This window comes from Metabacillus sediminilitoris, assembly GCF_009720625.1.
Classification (GTDB): Bacteria; Bacillota; Bacilli; order Bacillales; family Bacillaceae; genus Metabacillus; species Metabacillus sediminilitoris.
Genome location: NZ_CP046266.1, coordinates 4,040,535 through 4,060,383 on the forward strand (window position 1 = coordinate 4,040,535; position 19,849 = coordinate 4,060,383).

At 33.6% G+C, this 19,849-nt stretch carries 27 protein-coding genes and 1 pseudogene; 3 read left to right on the forward strand and 25 right to left on the reverse strand.

What is annotated here, in order from left to right; genetic code table 11:
* Positions 1–24: 24 nt before the first annotated feature.
* The 15 genes from GMB29_RS19395 to GMB29_RS19465 form a co-directional block, all read right to left on the reverse strand.
* Entirely contained in the window at positions 25–765 is a 741-nt protein-coding gene (locus tag GMB29_RS19395) for a glycosyltransferase family 32 protein (RefSeq protein ID WP_136353104.1), read from the reverse strand.
* Positions 766–804: 39 nt separating this feature from the next.
* Positions 805–1,920, reverse strand: a complete 1,116-nt coding sequence (locus GMB29_RS19400) for an aminotransferase class I/II-fold pyridoxal phosphate-dependent enzyme (protein ID WP_136353383.1) — start codon at positions 1,918–1,920, stop codon at positions 805–807.
* A gap of 50 nt (positions 1,921–1,970) precedes the next feature.
* Positions 1,971–2,609: an acetyltransferase gene (locus GMB29_RS19405; protein ID WP_136353106.1), complete on the reverse strand. Its 639-nt coding sequence runs from the start codon at positions 2,607–2,609 to the stop codon at positions 1,971–1,973.
* Positions 2,606–3,214 (reverse strand): sugar transferase, encoded by a 609-nt coding sequence (locus GMB29_RS19410; RefSeq protein ID WP_136353108.1) that lies wholly within the window; start codon positions 3,212–3,214, stop codon positions 2,606–2,608. The genes GMB29_RS19405 and GMB29_RS19410 overlap by 4 nt, the downstream gene beginning before the upstream one ends.
* Positions 3,215–3,227: 13 nt before the next feature.
* Positions 3,228–3,374 (reverse strand): YwzD family small protein, encoded by a 147-nt coding sequence (locus tag GMB29_RS19415; protein ID WP_155443923.1) that lies wholly within the window; start codon positions 3,372–3,374, stop codon positions 3,228–3,230.
* A gap of 11 nt (positions 3,375–3,385) precedes the next feature.
* Complete coding sequence (locus GMB29_RS19420) at positions 3,386–4,456, reverse strand: EpsG family protein (RefSeq protein WP_136353110.1); 1,071 nt, start codon at positions 4,454–4,456, stop codon at positions 3,386–3,388.
* A gap of 25 nt (positions 4,457–4,481) precedes the next feature.
* Positions 4,482–5,384, reverse strand: a complete 903-nt coding sequence (locus tag GMB29_RS19425) for a glycosyltransferase family A protein (RefSeq protein ID WP_136353112.1) — start codon at positions 5,382–5,384, stop codon at positions 4,482–4,484.
* A gap of 3 nt (positions 5,385–5,387) precedes the next feature.
* On the reverse strand, positions 5,388–6,497 hold the full coding sequence (locus tag GMB29_RS19430; protein WP_136353114.1) for a glycosyltransferase family 1 protein: 1,110 nt from the start codon (positions 6,495–6,497) through the stop codon (positions 5,388–5,390).
* Between the two features lie 11 nt (positions 6,498–6,508).
* A complete protein-coding gene (locus GMB29_RS19435; protein WP_136353116.1) occupies positions 6,509–7,576 on the reverse strand; it encodes a glycosyltransferase in 1,068 nt (355 codons plus the stop codon).
* Positions 7,539–8,705, reverse strand: coding sequence for a glycosyltransferase family 4 protein (locus tag GMB29_RS19440; protein ID WP_136353118.1), 1,167 nt, complete (start codon positions 8,703–8,705; stop codon positions 7,539–7,541). Before GMB29_RS19440 ends, GMB29_RS19435 begins: the two co-directional genes overlap by 38 nt.
* Before the next feature lie 49 nt (positions 8,706–8,754).
* Positions 8,755–9,636: a UTP--glucose-1-phosphate uridylyltransferase GalU gene (gene galU, locus GMB29_RS19445; protein ID WP_136353120.1), complete on the reverse strand. Its 882-nt coding sequence runs from the start codon at positions 9,634–9,636 to the stop codon at positions 8,755–8,757.
* 17 nt (positions 9,637–9,653) lie between these two features.
* Positions 9,654–11,477 carry a polysaccharide biosynthesis protein gene (locus GMB29_RS19450; protein WP_136353122.1) on the reverse strand — a complete coding sequence of 608 codons (1,824 nt, stop codon included), beginning with the start codon at positions 11,475–11,477 and terminating at the stop codon, positions 9,654–9,656.
* A 19-nt stretch (positions 11,478–11,496) separates the two neighbouring features.
* Complete coding sequence (locus tag GMB29_RS19455) at positions 11,497–11,655, reverse strand: hypothetical protein (protein WP_155443924.1); 159 nt, start codon at positions 11,653–11,655, stop codon at positions 11,497–11,499.
* A 246-nt stretch (positions 11,656–11,901) separates the two neighbouring features.
* The gene (locus GMB29_RS19460) at positions 11,902–12,579 is read right to left on the reverse strand and encodes a CpsD/CapB family tyrosine-protein kinase (protein WP_319941397.1); all 678 of its coding nucleotides are present in this window, start codon (positions 12,577–12,579) and stop codon (positions 11,902–11,904) included.
* Positions 12,560–13,300, reverse strand: a complete 741-nt coding sequence (locus GMB29_RS19465; protein WP_136353123.1) for a YveK family protein — start codon at positions 13,298–13,300, stop codon at positions 12,560–12,562. Before GMB29_RS19465 ends, GMB29_RS19460 begins: the two co-directional genes overlap by 20 nt.
* Before the next feature lie 474 nt (positions 13,301–13,774).
* Between GMB29_RS19465 and GMB29_RS19470 the strand changes: the two genes are divergently transcribed.
* A complete protein-coding gene (locus GMB29_RS19470; protein WP_136353125.1) occupies positions 13,775–14,155 on the forward strand; it encodes a helix-turn-helix domain-containing protein in 381 nt (126 codons plus the stop codon).
* Positions 14,148–14,285, forward strand: a complete 138-nt coding sequence (locus tag GMB29_RS19475) for an anti-repressor SinI family protein (RefSeq protein ID WP_136353128.1) — start codon at positions 14,148–14,150, stop codon at positions 14,283–14,285. Before GMB29_RS19470 ends, GMB29_RS19475 begins: the two co-directional genes overlap by 8 nt.
* Positions 14,286–14,336: 51 nt before the next feature.
* Here the strand turns inward: GMB29_RS19475 and GMB29_RS19480 are convergent, their stop codons facing one another.
* Entirely contained in the window at positions 14,337–14,573 is a 237-nt protein-coding gene (locus tag GMB29_RS19480) for a hypothetical protein (RefSeq protein WP_136353130.1), read from the reverse strand.
* 116 nt (positions 14,574–14,689) lie between these two features.
* On the opposite strand from GMB29_RS19480, the gene GMB29_RS19485 reads away from it, so the two are divergent.
* Positions 14,690–15,004, forward strand: a complete 315-nt coding sequence (locus tag GMB29_RS19485) for a DUF3889 domain-containing protein (RefSeq protein WP_136353132.1) — start codon at positions 14,690–14,692, stop codon at positions 15,002–15,004.
* A gap of 101 nt (positions 15,005–15,105) precedes the next feature.
* On the opposite strand, the gene GMB29_RS19490 is transcribed toward GMB29_RS19485, so the two are convergent.
* From GMB29_RS19490 to GMB29_RS19530, 9 genes and pseudogenes are all read right to left on the reverse strand, one after another.
* Positions 15,106–15,297 carry a YqzE family protein gene (locus tag GMB29_RS19490; RefSeq protein WP_136353134.1) on the reverse strand — a complete coding sequence of 64 codons (192 nt, stop codon included), beginning with the start codon at positions 15,295–15,297 and terminating at the stop codon, positions 15,106–15,108.
* A gap of 128 nt (positions 15,298–15,425) precedes the next feature.
* Positions 15,426–15,923, reverse strand: a complete 498-nt coding sequence (locus tag GMB29_RS19495) for a shikimate kinase (protein ID WP_136353136.1) — start codon at positions 15,921–15,923, stop codon at positions 15,426–15,428.
* A 43-nt stretch (positions 15,924–15,966) separates the two neighbouring features.
* Entirely contained in the window at positions 15,967–16,347 is a 381-nt protein-coding gene (gene comGG / locus GMB29_RS19500) for a competence type IV pilus minor pilin ComGG (protein ID WP_136353138.1), read from the reverse strand.
* Entirely contained in the window at positions 16,344–16,847 is a 504-nt protein-coding gene (comGF, locus tag GMB29_RS19505) for a competence type IV pilus minor pilin ComGF (protein ID WP_136353140.1), read from the reverse strand. The genes comGG and comGF overlap by 4 nt, the downstream gene beginning before the upstream one ends.
* On the reverse strand, positions 16,771–17,097 hold the full coding sequence (comGE, locus tag GMB29_RS19510; protein WP_136353142.1) for a competence type IV pilus minor pilin ComGE: 327 nt from the start codon (positions 17,095–17,097) through the stop codon (positions 16,771–16,773). The genes comGF and comGE overlap by 77 nt, the downstream gene beginning before the upstream one ends.
* A complete protein-coding gene (gene comGD / locus GMB29_RS19515) occupies positions 17,084–17,536 on the reverse strand; it encodes a competence type IV pilus minor pilin ComGD (RefSeq protein ID WP_168733824.1) in 453 nt (150 codons plus the stop codon). The genes comGE and comGD overlap by 14 nt, the downstream gene beginning before the upstream one ends.
* On the reverse strand, positions 17,514–17,828 hold the full coding sequence (gene comGC / locus GMB29_RS19520; protein ID WP_136353146.1) for a competence type IV pilus major pilin ComGC: 315 nt from the start codon (positions 17,826–17,828) through the stop codon (positions 17,514–17,516). The genes comGD and comGC overlap by 23 nt, the downstream gene beginning before the upstream one ends.
* 9 nt (positions 17,829–17,837) lie before the next feature.
* Positions 17,838–18,872 carry a competence type IV pilus assembly protein ComGB gene (comGB, locus tag GMB29_RS19525; RefSeq protein WP_168733825.1) on the reverse strand — a complete coding sequence of 345 codons (1,035 nt, stop codon included), beginning with the start codon at positions 18,870–18,872 and terminating at the stop codon, positions 17,838–17,840.
* A pseudogene (locus GMB29_RS19530) lies at positions 18,862–19,494 on the reverse strand (ATPase, T2SS/T4P/T4SS family); the annotation flags it as partial. The gene comGB and the pseudogene GMB29_RS19530, both read right to left, overlap by 11 nt.
* Between the last annotated feature and the right edge of the window lie 355 nt (positions 19,495–19,849).

Sequence of the window (19,849 nt, forward strand, 5' to 3'; positions counted from 1 at the left end):
TGAAATGGCATACTCATCAAATATTTATTTTGATTTCGTTAATAATTTTCTGAATTTCTCTATATTTCGTCCGCCGATTATCTTTGATAGGATTACTTTCGTGTTTGTTTTAACTTTTACATGTAGCGGTAGCCAACTTTTATAAAAATGATGCATAGCATATGTATTTTCAGTTATAAACTTCCTACAGTTTATGTAATCAAAAGGTGAAAAATATGTTTGAGGATAAACTGCTCCTATCCCACTTATTTCTTTGTATTCGCCATTCATCTCCACCCCATAATTTTTAAAGATATTAGTAACAATAGCAACGTTCGTTAAATCATCATAACTACCGTCTTCTTTAATAAAAGCTTTTTCTTTATATGAATCTAGGAATAACTTTATTAAGCTATTTCCTTTTACAGCTCCAATCGTACTAGTAGCAATATAATTTTCTTGTTCAAATCCCCAAAAAGATTCATGATGCAAAAATTCATCAAATGACTTAAACACTTCAACATCGGTGTCTAAGTAAATTCCTCCAAAATTATATAAAGCATATACTCTTACATAATCACTTACAAAGGCAAATTTTCCTGAATGATAAGCCTCACGTACATATACATTACAGTTAATATCAAAGTTTTCCTCATTCCACTCGATAATTTCATATTCAAGAAGGTTCTGTTTCCAGCTTTTCATACATTTTTGTACAATTTCTGGTTTTTCTTTTCCACCGAACCAGCAATAATGAATGGTTTTAGGAATTGTACTAGAACTCATTTTTACAACCTCCTTTCAAAAACATTGAATTTTTCAATACTAAACACTAATTTTTAAACAATCTTTTATACAATTTATAATTCTCATTTGATCACCATCTGTTATATTCGATCCTGAAGGAAGACACATACCTGTAGTAAACAAATGCTCCGAAATATTTATATTTTCACTATGAAGATAGAATCTAGCTCCTTCAAATAGAGGTTGCATATGAAGTGGTTTCCATACTGGACGTGCTTCTATATTTTCATCAGCCAAGCTATTTAATACATAATCTTTCGAAATACCAGCTATTTTTTCATCAATGGTTAAAGCTGTGAGCCAGCGATTAGAATTCGTATTACTTAGTTCTGGCATGAATTTTATTCCAGGAATTGATCCTAATTCATGTTTGTAACGCTCAAAAATTAACCTTCTTGCTAATACTCTCTCTTCTAGTACTTCTAATTGTGCTCTACCAATTCCAGCAAGTATATTACTCATTCGATAATTAAAGCCAACTGTACTATGTTGATAATGAGGAGCGGGATCTTTAGCTTGTGTTGCTAAAAATCTTGCTTTATTTAATAGTTCTTTCTCATCCGAAACTAGCATTCCACCGCTTGACGTAGTAATAATCTTATTTCCATTAAATGAAAATACTCCAAACTTTCCAAAAGTCCCACTCGCTTTATCTTTATAAGTAGAACCAAGAGATTCTGCTGCATCTTCAATAATAGGTACATCATATTGGTTACATATAGAGACGATTTCATCCATTTTTGCACTTTGACCGTAAAGATTAACGACGATCACTGCTTTAGGAATAATTCCCTCATTAAATGATTCTTGCAAAGCCCTTTTAAGAGCTTGCGGTGACATATTCCATGTGTCAGGTTCAGAATCAATAAAAACAGGTTCTGCTCCTTGATAAAGGATCGGATTAGCACTTGCAACAAAAGTCAATGTTGAACAGAAGACCTTATCTCCCTTTTTCACTTCTAATAAAGAAAGAGCCAGATGAATTGCTGCAGTACCTGAACTTACGGCAACAGCTTCACTGACTCCTACATAATTTGCTATTTCTCTTTCAAACGCATCAACATTTGGCCCTAAAGGTGCAATCCAGTTCGATTCAAATGCATCATTTATATATATTAATTCATTTCCACTCATATGTGGGGACGAAAGAAATATTCTTTTTTGTTGTATTTTTTGTGGCAAAATTAAGCACCTCCTACAAGTTTTTTTATTCTTGCTGGTACACCCATAGCCGTTATATTTTCAGGAATTGAATCTATAACTGTTGCTCCAGCCCCAATGACAGACCAGTCCCCTACAAAAACATTAGGAATAATTGTTGCACCTGCGCCTATATGTACGCCTTCACCTACATGTACATTTCCTGTTAAGGTTGCATTTGGTGACACATGTACAAAATCACTTACTTTATTATCATGTTCTATTATTGAACCCGTATTAATGATAACGTGATTTCCAATCTCCACATCAGCATTAATTACAGTATTTGACATTATTACAGTCCCTTTTCCGATTTTTACACTAGGACTTACAATTGCCGAGGGATGAATAATCGTCGTATAATTATAAACTTCAAGGTTAAGAGTCTCGACAATTTTTTTTCTTGTTTTATTATTTCCAATTGCTACTATAAATTTAATATCTTTATATTGATTGATAAGAAACTGATAAGATGCGATTGGCCCATAAAAAACTTCATCTTCACTTACAAAATCTTCAAATTTGTCATCTAACAACGCAATTATTTTATAGCTCTCGTAATTACGAATCAAATCTTTAATAACTTTACTATGACCACCTTGGCCGATTATAACAATATTCATCCATTTCCCTCTTTCACAATAGAGCCTTTAAATTTTTCAACAGTAGCGTTACCAGGTTGATTAATCCCTTGTGATTTTATTACTTTATTTATAGTTAAAAATAAAATTATTATATCGAGTATAAATGTACGATTTTCCACATACCAAACATCTAGCTCAAACTTTTCTTCCCAAGATATACTATTCCGACCATTTATTTGTGCCCAACCTGTAATACCTGGTTTTACTAGATGTCTCTTAGCTTGTTCATTCGTATAAAGAGGTAAATATTCCATTAATAACGGTCTTGGACCGACTAAACTGATATCACCTTTTATCACATTGATTAATTGCGGAAACTCATCTAAACTAGATTTCCTTAAGAACTTTCCAAAAGGAGTTAATCTTAAATGATCAGGTAATAAAATTCCCTTGTCATCTTTTTCATCAGTCATTGTTCGAAATTTATAAAAATAAAAAGGCTTACTGTGTAAGCCTGGTCGTTGTTGTTTAAAAAAGATTGGAGAGCCTAATTTTAATTTTACAAGTATTGCAATGAAGATTATGATTGGGGAAAGCAAAATAAATAATATAACTGAGATTATCAAATCAAACAATCGTTTCATTTTTCCCCTTCTTTCACTTTGTAATGTATCCTTGAAATTGTCTTTGAATTTCTTCTATTAATTCCATTACACTAACGCATTCTACTTCTTCACCTTTTTTATAAACATTCTCAAGGATTTCCTGTAAATTTTGTTCGGTTAATTTTTCTAAATAACTCATATTAGTCCCTCTTAAAAATTTATATAGTCGCTTCTATATTGCAAACTTAATGAAATTACTTGTTCGTAATAAAAATACATCAAATAAAAAATTAATAAACTATAATAAACAAATTTTTGGTTATTTTTTTTAAATAATAAGATAATCCATGAAATTAAAATTAAGTTGTATAAACTAAAATAAATATTAAACCTAGCAAAAATCCAGTTTTGTGTTGCTATAAACATAAATACTAAGCTGATTAAAGACATGTTCACGATAATATCACTTTTTGGCCATAGCTTTCTTAGCTTATCTCTTCCTAGATAAGCTATTATAATTGGAACAGAGTCAACAAAAACCCTAATTATGTTTGCTCCACCCGCTACGAAATTACTATAATGACCATATTGTGTATCTTCGATTGCAGCAAATAAAAATTGAGAAAATTCATTGAATCCCATTACAAGTAGAATCGCGAGTCCCAATAGAGAGAAGGTTACCTTTGTCCATGCTTTCCTTCTAACAATAAAATATATTGGAATTAAAATTAAAGCACTTTCATGAAAGGTGGATGCAAAAAGTATAATAAAAAAATATCGCTTAAAATTTCCATCAAGTAAATATTTTGTTGCCCAAAATATTATTGAAGCAGCAAAAAATTGACGAATCCCATTCATTGAAACAGTAAACATTCCAGATGTAATAAAGACATAGATACTTAATTCGATCATTTTCGTATATTTATATAACGTAACAACGATTAATATATTTGTTACTAAAGCAGTGATAAATATAAGAAGCTGTGGGTCATTCGAAATGTTTTTTAATAACATTTGTAAGACACCAAACCCTGGGTCTTTATTTTCTAATATGTGATCCCACGTAAAATCTTGAATCTCGTATGATTGCATGTAAAAGTAAGTATCACCAATATTGTTTCTTAAACCAGATACGAGTACTATGCATGTGAGTGCTAAAATAATCATGAATTTATTAGGTTTAATATATGTATAATGAAGTGTAGCACTTTGTACTGGTATATACCTTGATAAAAAAGCTAATATAAACACGGTTAAGAGCATAGCCCATAGTACTGTCATTATTTTATCCTTTCAATTTATGAATCTAACCACTTTTTAAAACAGTAGCTTTATTTGTTCTAGTTATATAAAAATAAAGTAAAATCCCAAATGGTGTCGCTAATAACGTAGTAAAAAAATTAGGTGATTCCAATAAAAATTTCTTATTACCAATCATCAAGCTACTAGAAACATAATGCATAGACTCCCTAAGCCTATCTTTAAACGTTGGTGCATATTGAATTGCAACTTTCCTAAAAAAAGCAAACCCCTTAGGATTTTTCTTATATTGATTAATAATATTCATACTAGAACCATCTGGTAAATACTCTACATAACAAAGAATCTCATTCATTACTAGTAACGGGCATTGTTGGTCAATGAGAATATATTTATAACTTAATGGACAATACTTCTCTCCTTGAAAGACAGGATAAGGTGGAGTTTTTTTCGTTAATTCTGTTCTGTAAACTAACTTTTTATCACCTTTCACTTTATATTTTCCGTAAAGATGTGAAAGTGTAGATTCTTTTAAATGATCTGGCATCTTTGTTCCAATGACTGTTCCACCTGGTGTTGCATCGAGGCCCACTAGACCAGCATATTTGTCACTACCATGTTTTTTCCAAAATCCAACAATCTTTTCAACAGCGTCATCAGCCATATAGTCGTCGGAATCAATACAGACATTTAGTTCAGTATCAATTAATTCATAAGCAGCATTGTGTGCTCCGTGCATTCCTTGATTTTCCTGATAATGATAACGGATAGGTACAATATTTTCTGCTAGCCAAATATTTATAAGCTCTTTTGTATTATCAGTTGAACCGTCATCAATGATTAGCCAGACAAAATCTTTACTCCTTTGTCTTTTCAAACTCTCATAACAAAGGTGTAGAGTGTAAGCACGATTGTATGTGGGGGTAAACACTGTTAATGTTGTAGCCATTCTTTAAACTCCCACCTTTTCTAAAGAATTTTCAAGGTAAAAGTCAGTTAACCAGTTCGCCATTGTTGTTGTATCAAATCCGTTAGATCTCAACATCTGAGATGTATCAGCATGTTCTGTTGTCGTAGTAATAACTCTATCAACCCACAGATCTATCGAATCTTTGAGATTAATATATTGAATTCTTCCAGTAATGTCTGTTTCACTCGTTATTGAGTCAGAAACAATGCAATTTAATCCTGCAGCTTGGGCTTCAACTAAAACAACTGGCAATCCTTCAAACAGAGATGGAAATAGAAAAAGGTCCATAGCCTGCATTAATTGTGCTATATCTTCTCTTACTCCCAAAAACTTTACATTTGAACTTAAACCTAATTTTTCTACTTTTTTTTCAATTTCTGATCGTAAGTGACCGTCACCTATTAATAGAAGTATTGCATCAGATTTTTTTTCATGTACAGCCTTGAAAATATCAATAAGTAATTCATGATTTTTCTGCTTGTTAAATCTTCCAATATGTCCTATAACTAATTTATTATCAATATTTAGTTCTTTTCGAATTTTACTTCTTATCTGCTCACTGAACTTAAAATCATTAACGTTGACAGCATTGCTAAGTACTGTTACCTCTTGCTGTTCCCCAAATAGCCATTTTCCTGCATTCTTCGAACAAGCAAAGTATTGAGTAGGATTATCTTTCATAACATGTCTCGCATACAATCGAAAAGGCAATTTTATATCAATCCCTAAATCACTTAAATGGCTGTGTGCTATTCTGCATGGAACTCCGAATCGCTTTGCTGCTCTTAAGACGAAACAACTATTTTCGTTATTATGTCCGTGTACAACTTTAAACATTTTATGTTCTGAAAAAAATTCATTTAATAGATTGAAATATTTATGATAATTCCCTGGACGAATTGGAGGCATTCGATAAATTTTACCACCTAGACTTTCAATTTCGTCGTCATAATGACCTCTTTCATCGCGATGCACCATAAAATCAAATTGTATCTTTGTTCGATCAATTTGTCGGTAGTAATTCATTAGCATCGTTTCAAGACCGCCACGATTCATAATCGTTACTACCTGTAAAACTCTTATAGGTTGCAAGGAAATTCCTCCTATCTTACTGTCTTTCTTAGCACTTCAATTGACATTAGCATCATATATAGTCCGAAAGCCAATCGTTTTTTTGCAAAGAAAAAAAACGTTTTCCATATCATTGAACAATGCTTTAAATCAAATTGTTCTAGGGAACGTTTAATACGGTTATTATTTAAAAGTACTTTTATGTCTTTTACTTGTTTTATAACGGAATGGTTATTACCTCTACTTATCGTATTTAAACCCAAGCCTAAAGTATTTAGACTAATTCGATTGCTCAAAGCTATCTTATATTCTTCTCCCAATTTTTTTTCATTAAGAAAGTTCTCCATCCTAGTATAAAGCTTTCCAAATTGGCTAACTAACTTAGGGTTGTGTTTAGATGTGATTGATGTGTTATTTGCACGCCAGTAATGATAATAAGGTTTGTTAAGTAAAACAAAGCTTTTTGCATAGTAGCAAGCATGAATGTTAAAAAGCGTATCTTCATTGCTACCTATTTCTCTCAAGTCAACAAATTGTAGGTTATTGTTTTTTATGAACTCAGCTCGATACAGTTTTGACCATACAGTTCCCCACGCATCAAGGAGTTCCGGATTCGCAACTTCCTCATTTATTGGTCCGACTAGACGCCTCATAATATTTTTGTGAACATCATCATTGTAGTAAGTACTTCGTTCAGGTAATGCAAATGTTTTTTCTTTTGAATGAGTTCCAAATTCACGAATATAGCTACACATAACAATATCAATAAAATCGTCTTCTGCAATCTTTAACATATCCTTATACATCTGTGGTTCGATCCAATCATCTGGGTCAACAAATCCTATATACTCCCCTTTTGCGTGAGAAAGCCCATCATTTCTAGCTGCCGAAACGCCATTATTTTCTATATCAATAATAAAGATTCGATTATCACTTTCCGCATACTCTTGAAGGATATTCAAGCTATTATCTGTAGAACCATCATTAATTGCAATAATTTCAAAATTCTTGAAATCCTGTGATAGTAAACTATCTAAACATCTACTTAAATAATTTTCAACATTATATATAGGCACGATTATACTGATCTTTGGTTTCATCAATATCCCTCAACATATATCGAGAATAAATGCTGTGTAATTCCATACTGACAGTTAATAAGGAAAACTGTTTAACCATCCTTAAACTATTTTTCCCAAGCGTTTTACATAATACTTTATCTGTTCCTAATTCCTTCAATCTTTTTGAAAACAATTCGACTTCTTCCGGATTTACGATAAAACCATTTTCATTGTTTTTTACTAACTGGATGTGTCCTCGATTCTTTGTTGCAACAACAGGAAGACCACATGCCATCGCCTCCATAATATTAACAGGCAATCCTTCACGCAAACTTGAGGCTACGGCAATATCACACATTGGAAGAAGGTTTACTATGTCCTTACGATAACCTAAAAATTCTACCATGTGATCAACACCAAGTTCAGTTGCTAATTTACTACAAGAGGTTTGAAGTACACCTTCCCCTGTTAACAGTAACCTTGCATTTGGTATTGAGTCCTTGATTTTAGCCATTACTTTAATAAGAAATTGCTGATTCTTATTTTTATTAAACTCGGCTGCGTAAAATAGTATGAAATCATCAGCTTGATAACCAAGATTTTCTCTTCGTATACGTTTAAGTTCTTCACTAACAGGCTTAAACTGCTCCGTATCCACCCCAATACCATGAACATGCTCAATCTCTCCCGCTTTAAACCGATGTGAGATTGCTAGATTGTAATCTTCATCATTGATCGTAATCAAGCAATCCGTGTACCTAGCAAGTACCTTCTCAATCGGATAATAAAGCATCCAGTTCATGATTGGTGCGCCCTTACAGAAATGAAAGCCATGTGCTGTGTAAAACACCTTTGTTCCATGTTTTCTTGCTTGCTTAGCTGCAAGACGTGTTAGTACACTTCCCATTGGTGTATGACAATGGATGATTTTATAATCATTTTTATTGATGATTGCCTTTAGCTCTTGATAGGCCTCAACGTTCTTTACTTGAAATGGCGAGCGTTGAATGGGTATATTAAATTTCTGATCAACATACGGAAGCTCGATTTCACCACTTGCTGCAACGTGAACCTCCCAGCCTTTTTCTTTGAACCATTTCAAAATTGGAAGGTGGAAGGCTTTGAAATGATAATCGACTGTTGCACAGAATAACACTTTATTTGGCATGTATTTTCACCCTTTTTGAAGCATGAAAAAACACCCTATAGAAAGGATGTTAAATTTCAGCTACTTCTTTTTCTATTACCTTATTTAAAAAGTCTAGCAGTTCGTACTTAAGGTCCTCACGCTGTAATGCGAGCTCAATTGTTGTTTGAATGAAACCCATTTTTTCTCCAACGTCATAGCGCTTGCCTTCAAAGTTATAGGCATAAATCGCTTCGATGTTGTTTAATGTTGCAATAGCATCTGTTAATTGAATTTCTCCGCCAGCACCTGGCTTTTGTTCTGCAAGCATATCAAAGATTTTTGGACTTAAAATGTATCTGCCCATGATCGCTAGATTTGATGGCGCTTCCTCTTGCTTTGGTTTTTCAACTAGATTGCTAACATTATAAAAACGTTCGCCAATTGCTACGGCATCTACAATTCCGTAGCGTGAGACCTCTTCGTCTATTACGTGTTGTACACCAATGATTGACGCATTGTATCGCTCGTATTGTTCAATCATTTGCTTTAAGCAAGGCTTTTCTGCTTGGACAATATCATCACCTAGTAAGACAGCGAATGGTTCGTTTCCGATAAATTTTCGTGCGCACCAAATTGCATGTCCTAAGCCGCGTGGTTCTTTTTGGCGAATATAGTGAATATCAACAAGTTTTGAAGATTTTTGGACTTCATTTAATAGATCAAGTTTTCCTTTTTCTAATAAGTTTTGCTCTAGTTCGAATGAGTGATCAAAATGATCTTCAATGGCTCGCTTGCCCTTTCCTGTGACTATGATGATGTCTTCAATTCCTGATTCCACTGCTTCTTCGATAATATATTGAATAGTTGGTTTATCGACAATTGGGAGCATTTCTTTTGGCATCGCTTTAGTTGCTGGTAAAAATCTTGTCCCTAATCCTGCTGCTGGGATAATTGCTTTTCTTACTTTCACTGTGACACTCTCCTCTATTAAACTGAAACTAACTTTTCTTGAAATGGAACTCGTTCATTCGCGAGGTCTACTAATATCTTTCTTAAATGATCTCGTTCTAATGACCTAAAGTTGTTGATAATGTATTCAATTTCTTCTATATATAAAGCAGATGTTTTACCAATGTAGATTTTCGGATAAATTTGGTCTTCATTGACCTCTTCTTTCTTTAGAAGCTCTTCAAAAAGCTTTTCACCCGGTCTCATTCCTGTGAATTCAATGCCAATATCATCTATATTGTTACCCGAAAGTTTGATCAGATTTTTTGCTAAGTTGACAATTTTGACTGGTTCACCCATATCAAGGACAAAGATTTCACCACCCTTAGCAAGGGCTCCTGCCTGTATAACTAATCGGGAAGCCTCTGGAATCGTCATAAAGTATCTGACCATATCTGGATGTGTTACGGTAACCGGCCCGCCTTTTTGGATTTGCTTTTTAAAGAGTGGAATGACACTTCCTCTACTACCTAATACATTTCCAAATCGTACCGCGACAAATTTTGTTGAGCTGATTTGATCAAAGTGTTGAATGAGCATTTCTGCTAATCTCTTCGTTGAGCCCATGACACTAGTTGGGTTTACAGCTTTATCTGTTGAGATCATGACAAATGTTTCAACACCGTGAATACTTGCGGCCTCTGCAATATTTTTTGTTCCAATAATATTGTTTTTTACCGCTTCCTCTGGGCTTCGCTCCATAAGTGGTACATGTTTATGTGCTGCAGCATGATAGACAACATTCGGTTGATAGATGGTCATGACGTTCATTAGCTTTTCATAATCTTGGAGGTCTGCAATTTCAGTGATGATATCGATTTCAGTATCTTTGAACGCTTCTTTTAGTTCCATTTCGATGGAATAAATACTGTTTTCTCCATGTCCTAACAAAACCATTGTCTTAGGTTTAAATTTTGAGATCTGCCGACAAATTTCCGAACCAATTGAGCCGCCTGCACCAGTAACTAGAACAACCTTATTTGTTACATAATCATTTATGCTTGTCATATCCAGTTCTACTGTTTCACGACCAAGCAGATCTTCTACTTGGACATCTCTAAATTGATTAACGGACACTTTACCAGTCATTAAATCCTCAAGCATAGGAATCATTTGAGTTTTCGCTGATGTTTTTGCACATTCATTAAAGATTTGATTGAGCTGTTTTTTGTTTAAAGACGGTATTGCAATAACAATATTGTCAATGTTGTACTCTTTTGTTAACTGCTCTATTTGTTTAACTCCACCTATAACTGGTACCCCTAATATATCTAATTTTTGTTTGTTTAAATTATCATCAATAAATGCAACAGGTAGAAGTTCAGTATCATGATTATGTAAGAGCTGCCTTGCTACCATCGTACCTGCTGAACCGGCTCCAACAATAAGCGTACGCTTTTTATTCATAGGATGTTTTAAGTACGTATCACGGTAAATTCTCCAAAAGAAACGGGATCCACCGATTAATAGTAGATGAATCATCCATGTAATCGTTAAGATACGGTAATCAACTTGCTTTTGAACAAGTAATTGAACAAAACCAGTCACAATGATTGTGTAGGTTATAACCTTAAAGATGCTGATCAATTCACCAATGCTCGCATATTCCCAGGCTTTTTTATAAAGCTTATAGATGAAAGAAAAAAGATGATGTCCAAGTAGCAAAGAGATCGAACTGATGAAAATAGGAATTGTTAATGTTTGTAGGTTTGGATTGATTAACTTTTGACTAAAGAAAATCGTTGATAATACAATAAATGAATCTAAAATGATTAAGAACCAGATTCTACTTTGATAGGACAATGGAAGCTCACTCCCTTCTTTATGAGTCTTGTGATATTTTCTTTAGCATCATCATTCGTTTTTCAATTGTGTAATCTAACACCCTTTTAAATTGCTCAAGTTGATCAATGGATGCATCTTGTTTTATGTAGCGAACGAGTTTTTTCATAACCTTTGGAAATTGATCAAATTCCTTCATAATTTCAGGCTCCTTTTAATAAAATAATTACCTATATTTCTCGCCAACCAAGACATATAAGTAATTATTTTATTAATGTGGGCATTTAACCCGCCCTCACACCATGCTCTTGACGACTTGCGTCTAAGGTATTTTTCAACCCACAGCATGGTCGAGTGCCTCCATTGATAAAGGCTAGGAGACATCGCCTAAAAATTCATTTATCAAGCACATTTAATTCTTTATAAAGAACATATAGGTGCGAAATTATTCCTTTTGATTTAAAATAACTCCTAATACCTTTGCTCTAACTAGGTTTAACAGTCGATTTGCCTCAGCAGCTTTTTCTCTATCTGTTTTACCGCTATTCAGTACCATTACAACTCCATCACACTGTCCTGCTAATAGCTTCGTGTCTGTCGTATCGAGAACAGGCGGGCTATCAAAGATAATCGTGTCATATTCTTCTTTTACATCATTAATAAAATAATTCATTGCCCTCGATCCAATTAACTCTGTTGGATTTGGCGGAATTAAACCACTAGTAAGAACCTCTAGTCTACCAATTTGAGTTTGGAATACAGCTTCTTCTAAGGAAGTTCTCCCCATTAACACATCTGTTAAACCATATGAATCTTTTAAATTGAATGATGTATGTAATGACGGACTCCGTAAATTTGCATCAACTAACAAAACTCTCTCACCTTGTTGCGAAATTGAAATAGCTAGGTTAATGGCTGAGGTTGTTTTTCCTTCTCCTACAGATGGTGATGTCATAATTATCGTTTTATGTTTTTGATCAATTGATAAAAATTGAATGTTTGTTCTTATTGTCCTAAATTGTTCTGCTATTTGTGAACCTGGATTTGTATAGGAGACGAGATTCCGCTTCGTCATATCCCTTAAAGCGTTTTTTTTATTAATATTAAGTACCAAGCGTCTCACTCCTTGATTCGTACTTCGTTTGTTTTTTTTTCTCTTTTTGCATATTTCTCTTTTTCATCTTTGATACAGATCCTAATACTGGAATTCCCAGCAGTTCTTCAACTTCATCTTCTTTTCTGACACTATCATTTAACGAATCCAACAAGAATGCTAGACCAATTCCAATGACTATTCCGCCGATTAAAGCTATAATGACAGTTTTATTTTGATCTTCATTAATAGGTATTGGATATACCTTTGCTTCAGATAAAAGCGTTATATCTTTAAAATTCATAATTGCTGGAATTTCTTCTTTATATGTTTCAGCAATCGTATTTGCAATAATTGCTGCTTGTTCTGGGTTTGAATCAGTGACCGTTATTGTGACAACCTGTGAATTATCTATACTACCAACAAGAATCTTCCCGCTAAGTGTTTCAGGGGAATATGGAAGATCTAATTTTTTTACTACTTTTTCTAATACGGTTGAATCTTGAATGATGACCTTTAGGGTTGTAATTAACGTATTATCTGCACCAATAATAATTCTCGACGTTGATTGATACATAGGTGTGTATGTAGCTTTTGTATAAAACAGTCCTGCAATTGTTGACATGATTGTAATGATAAGTATGATCCACACATACCGTTTTAGAATCTGAAAGACTTCTTTTAGATTAATTTCTTTTGATTGCTTGTAATCATTTAAATATTTATCTTCTAGCTCATGAAAGCTGGACATTAAATCCCTCACCTACTCATTATTTTTCTTAATAAAGAACGGCTACTATCTCATCATGACTGGTAAAATTTCTCTCGTTCTATAATTTAGGATAGTTCATTATAAAGAACGAGTCAATGCTTTTATTTAATATTTTTAATTTTTATAAATGATAATATAATAGGTCTAATTATATAGATAATTTCATAAAATGATTCATTATACTTTTTCAAATTATATTACATAAGTGTTAATTATTGTTCTTTAAAAAGGATTGATCGATTGTATTTCCATCTATCAATATATGCTATTTTTCCTATTTTAAAAAACTTCTAAATTTTGCTATATTACCGTTAAAACGAACGACAATCCTCAATTTTCTTACTCTATCTCTCTTTTTCACATGTTTTTGATATTTTATTAAGAACAAAATGTTTCATATAATGAATATCGAGAGATTACATTTTGGTACCTGAGGATAAGGAGACCCATTATATGGTTGGAGAACGTTTAAGGGAGTTGAGAATGAAGAAGGGATATTCAATTAGCGAATTAGCTGAGTTAGCTGGAGTATCGAAATCTTACTTAAGTTATATTGAGCGAGATGTTCAAAAAAATCCTTCGCTTCAATTTTTAAGAAAGATTGCAACGACTCTTGAAACAGAAGTTGAAGATTTGCTTGGTACACCTTCTGAGATGCAGGCAAAAAAGTTAATTGTTGATGATGAATGGAACAAATTGTTGAATAAAGCAATCCTAGAAGGTATGAGTAAAAAAGATTTTATCGAATTTCGAGATTATTTGAAGTTTAGAAAATGGAAGGATGCAAAAAATCAAAAAACAAATCCTATCCTGGAGGACAAGCAAAATGATTAATGTGAAGGAGCATGTTCAAACAGACTCACTAGATCTAGAATGGCTCGAGCTAATAAAAGAAGCAAAACAAATTGGATTATCCTCTGACGAAATTCAACAGTTCCTTCAATTTTGTGAAGCAGCGAAATAGCAAAAGGGCGTCAGTGGACAGCCCTTTGTTCGCCTTATAAAATAATTGAATTTAATCTCCGCCGCCACCATCACCGCCGGAGTCCCCTCCAAACCCATCAAACGAATCCTTTGCATCATGATCATCTTGTCTATGCCTTGGATCCGAATCACCTATCTTTGTTGGTGGAATAAAGATGGCATCATCCTTTCTCGTTTTCTTATTTTTCTTTGCTTTCGAACTAATTAAAAGTGCAATGATAATAAAAACAAGGAAAATAATTAAAAATGTGAAAATGTTCGTAGCCAATTCTGTCCCCCCTTCCCTCAACTACTCTATTTGATTGAACCTCTTTTACATCCTTAAATATATGTATAGATTCCTCGATTTTGGTAAAACATGCATAATAAGGATGGTGTTTAAAAGTGAAAAAATGGGTATTTTTTCTTGCGCTGCTATACGGAATATCAACTATTCAGGTATCTTTTTCTCCTGAGGTCCATGCTGTTTCCCAAAAAACGTGGGAGGATGTGGCAGTAAAAGAAACGAAAAAACGATATCCGTTGTCTCAAATCCTATTTTCTCAAAAAATTTGGGACAAAGCAAAGAAGGATATTACTGTAAAACAATATCGCTTTACCTTGCGAGAAGGTATGCAGGATTTTGCTGTTTACACAACGATTACTTTTGATTCATCTACAGGTAAAATTAAAAAGGTACAAGTTATTCCTGAAGCATAGCTCTTACGAACAGTTGTCTCTTCTCAAATTCATATGCAAATGATGGAAGAAATATAATAGGATACTAAAAAGTAAGCACAATTTCAATATTGAAATTGTGCTTACTTTTTTTTCTTATTCATAATTAGCTTAATCGCGAACGGCAAGATCCCAAGCCATCTATTACTGACTACTGTTGAGGATGTTTCGATCTGCTTCCTTTCTTCCCGTTGCTGCTTTCGGGTTTCTTTTGGAGTGTCCATATACTTTACAATTTGTTGTGTTACATATTTAACATAATCATTTGTCGACAAGGTAAAAACTCCTCTATAAAGCGAGATTTCCATCAGTGGGCGTTTTCCCTTTCCCAGCTAATGGTTAACGACAGTCTGTCTCTTAATCTGCGATAAAATTGTTCTTACCTCTATTTATAGCCAAATGATCATTCTTTTAATCGTGAGATGATTTCGTCCACAATTTCATCAATCTTTTTATTTGACGTATCTACTTCTAATGAACAATCTTTATAAAAGGTAACACGTGATTGATATAGATCGATTAACTCTTCTTTCGTTTTTTTACTAGCAAGTGGCCGATTAGAATCGTAATGAACCCGTTCATAAATAATGTTTAAGTCTGCATGTAACAAAACAACAGTACCTTGAGTTTTCATCCAATTACGATTTTCAGCTGTTATTACGATACCCCCACCTGTTGTTATAATCACGTCTTTAGTTGGGAGTTCTTTGAGAATCTCTGTTTCAGATTGACGAAAAAAGGTTTCACCATATTTTTCAAAGATTTCCTTAATGCTCATGTTTCGTTTTTTTATGATTTCCTGGTCTGTATCAAGTACTGGCAGATTAAGCTTTTCTGCTAGCTTTTCTCCTATAGTCGTTTTTCCCGCTCCCATAAAACCGGTTAAATAGATAGCTTTCAAGTTCAAGTTCCTCCACGCTTTTCTTTTTACAATAACATAATTGCTAATATTCAGACCATAAAATCATTTCATTTATTGCGTAATCATACTGATATTTAGCTGTATATTCTTTGTTTTTATTTGATATACATGTAATTTCGACTTCATAAATGTTTGGTGAAGTTTTTATCACACTATAGATAAATGTACCATTGGTCGTGTTGAATGTTGTCGTTTCATTCAGTATCGCAGTGCCGTCTTTGATTTGCGCTAATGATTGTTCTACAGCTACCTGCATTAAATTCTCGAGTACATAATGCTGCTCAGTTTCTGAATAGAATTTCTTTTCACTTATAAGAGTCATTGAAATATGTGTAATGATCAACAAACAAAAGAGAATCATAACCATTGTTGTTGGGAAGATAAATCCTTTTTCATCGTTCATGATTTTATTAAGTCCTTAAATGATCTGAATGTATAGTGATAGACTTTTCCCGCGGTACTTATAACAGATATGTGAACACCTTTAGGAGCATGACTAAAATCAACATTTTTCACTTTAAATAAATAAATTTCATGTCCTTTGCCAATTACTTGTCTGCGTATGACGTTCTGATAGTGATTTATACTGACGAATTGCCCTTGTTTATTAATGAAGGTTACTTCTGTCTTATTTACAGCAATATCCCTCGCTTCCTTCAACTCACTATGTAATTGGATGACAAAAAGCTCCCATTCAAATGGCTTTAGATCTTTTTCATGCTGCGAATGAGAAAGTAAAATATGAAGAATGATTGCAAAGGTAGAAATGATGATTGAATAAATAAAAAAGGTAAGAAGCATATTTAAGAAAGTAAATCCGCCTTCGTTATGGTAAAAGAAAGCAAACTGATTTTGATTTTTGGAATTCATTCGTCCAATGCAAGCAAGCTTTCGAATACTCATTATCCTCCTCCCATGTTAAGGAATAGTGTTCATTATCTACTACAAACTCTTCATCTGCCATTGGCATCTCGTTATAGACAACTTGTTGTGTTTTTTCATAAAGAATTTTGTATGCTTTTATTGATTGTTGGGTATTTATTTTTTCTTGAGTTAAAAGGACTACTTGGGGAATGAGCATGGTGGCAATGATGCTCCACATACTAAATGCAGCAATCGTTTCAGCAAACGAAAATCCTTTACAATTTCTCAATGTTAAACCTCCCTTTCCCCAGATAAAAAATAACTTTATACGTGCTATCTTTATATGAAATGAACATGGTACCACTTTTTTGAATCGAACCATTGCTAATATAAGTAATTTTATTCGTGAGAGTGGCACCCTCTATTTTGATTTTAGGATGATAATTTCTCGTTAATAAATCTACCTCTTGTTCGTTTGATTCAATTTTATAAAGATTTTGTTCACTTTTAAAAAGAACAAATACAAGCTCCTCGTTAACTAATGCATATTGTTGCGCATATAACATATCCTTCTCAAATTGATTCAAAAATGTTTCAATCACTTTTTTATGATAGATTGGCGCTATATTAGTAATAAGGATAAGACTCATCGTACTTACAATGAACAAGACTAGAAGTGATTCTAAAAGGGTAAACCCCTTTTGATTAAGAACCCGTTTCTGTAACAACTTCAGTAACCTCACCATTTGCAGAGATGGCTATGCTATTTCCATTTGGGCATACGGGAGTATCACGTAAATATTTAGCAGTCTTCAATTCTTCTATTGTAGGTACTTCATCGTTATCAATCTCATAAGCAGTTGTTTGAGCTTGCACCATATTTATTAATCCTTCACAGCCCTTCTCTTGAATGCTTGCATGATGTTTTGTTACGTTAGGAATGGTAATGAGCAGTAAAATAGAGATGACCAACAATACGATTAGCATTTCAATCAGTGTAAATCCTTTTTCATTTTTCATAATGACCTCCTATATATTTTCCATCATTTTGTACATTGGCATCAGCATTGATAAATAAACAAATAATACGATTATCCCTACACATACATAAATAGTTGGCTGAATGATTGTCATTGCTTTTATGATTTTCGATTCAAGTTTTTCAATAACCAGCTGACTGTACATATAAAGCTCTCTAGCTAACTGTCCATTTGCTTGTCCGTGCAAAATAACTAGCGAAAGTTCAGTTTCGTAAAACCCTCGATCATCTATGATTTGATGCAGGTGTAATCCTGTTTTCAACTTTTCTATTAGGTGTATGGCCTCGATTTGATAAAATGGGATAATATTTTGTGATTCGAAAACTTTTAAGCTTTCAAACGTGGACAGTCCGCCTCTTAAAAGATTGCTAAGCTGCAGAGCAAAAAAATAACTGTGAAACATGATGAAAATTTTGCTTATAATCGGGATTTTTACTAAAAGGGCCATTTGCTTTTCAATGGGTTTATGCTTAAACACACTAATATAGTAGAAAATCATGACCGCCCCTATTCCAATACATCCAATTCCAAGCCATTTTAAAGCGGCAAATGCAAACAATAAAAAAAGAGAAAAGAAGGATGCTTCAATATTCATTGAATTGTAAAGCTGTTGAAATTGTGGAGTAATTACTGATTGCACGACGGATAAGATGATCATCACCGTTATGATAAGAAAGATTGGATAGCGAAGAATTTTTGTTAACTTTTCTAAATGGGTCATTTTTTTATTTAGTATTTCACTGCTTTCTCTTAACGCAAATTCCATATCACCATGCTGCTCAGCAAAGTAAAGATAACTCAATACATCATGATGAAAATGAAGGTTTGAAAGTGCATGACGAAATGAATGCCCAGCAGAAAGCATGCCCATACATTGCATCAAATCTTCTTTTTTGGTGCCACTTTCATTTACACGAAGAAAGTTTAACGCCTCATTTAACGTGTAACCCTTTTCGAGTAAGCTGCTTAAACGTTTTAAAATGGAAGCTTGATCCTTTAAACTCCATTTTTTTCTAGTCTTCATAACTGTACACCCATCTGTTATATGCATCGGGATATAGGTAGCCAAGGGCAATCCCTTTTTTTATGACATCCTTTAAAGTTGGATAGTAATAGTCAGACACTTCACCCTTCGCTTCCTTTACGACAGCATTGAGATTCTTCCCAAATAGTAATTCATAAATACTCAAACGTCTTTTTTTCCTTAGTTTTTTACAATAAGGAGAACAAACTCCATCACAAAACGGACATTTCAGCTGAACTAGGCGCTGAGCTGATACAGCAATTAAGGTTTGTTCGATTTCAGATATACTCACATCGAATTCAAGTAATCGATAAATGGCTCCCTTTGCGTCACGAGTATGCATTGTGGAGAGTACCAAGTGGCCTGTTAAACTTGCACGAATTGCGATTTGTGCTGTTTCGCGATCACGAATTTCACCAACCATAATGATGTCCGGGTCGTGTCTTAAAATCGCCTTTAGTCCTGCAGCATATGTAATACCTGCTTTTTCATTAACCTGTACTTGCATGACCTCCTCACTCTTTGTTTCAACTGGGTCTTCAAGTGTAATAATATTTCGATTAAAGTGGCGTTTTGCATAATGAATGAGTGAATATAGTGTTGTCGTTTTCCCCGATCCGGTTAGAAATGTAATTGGGGACAACTTTATTTTAAATAAAAAATCCAAAGGTTATTTACCTAAGGATTTAAGATAAGTTGCAGTATTAAGTATTGCTTCTTTTGAAGGTTTATTTGTAGAAATTACTGTTATTTTTATATCCTTCTTTATTGTTGTATTATCCATTATTTCAGTTCCCCCAATTGATTAGATGTGCTTTCACACCTGAAACAACAATTGCTGGAACTTCAGACATAAATTTTTTAAACACGTTGAAGCGTACAAGCGAATTAACTTTTCATTCGTGGGTACTGCATCAACTCATTTCAATACAGATCGTTTTACAGACAAAAAAAAGAAGCACCTACAGGTTCGGGAT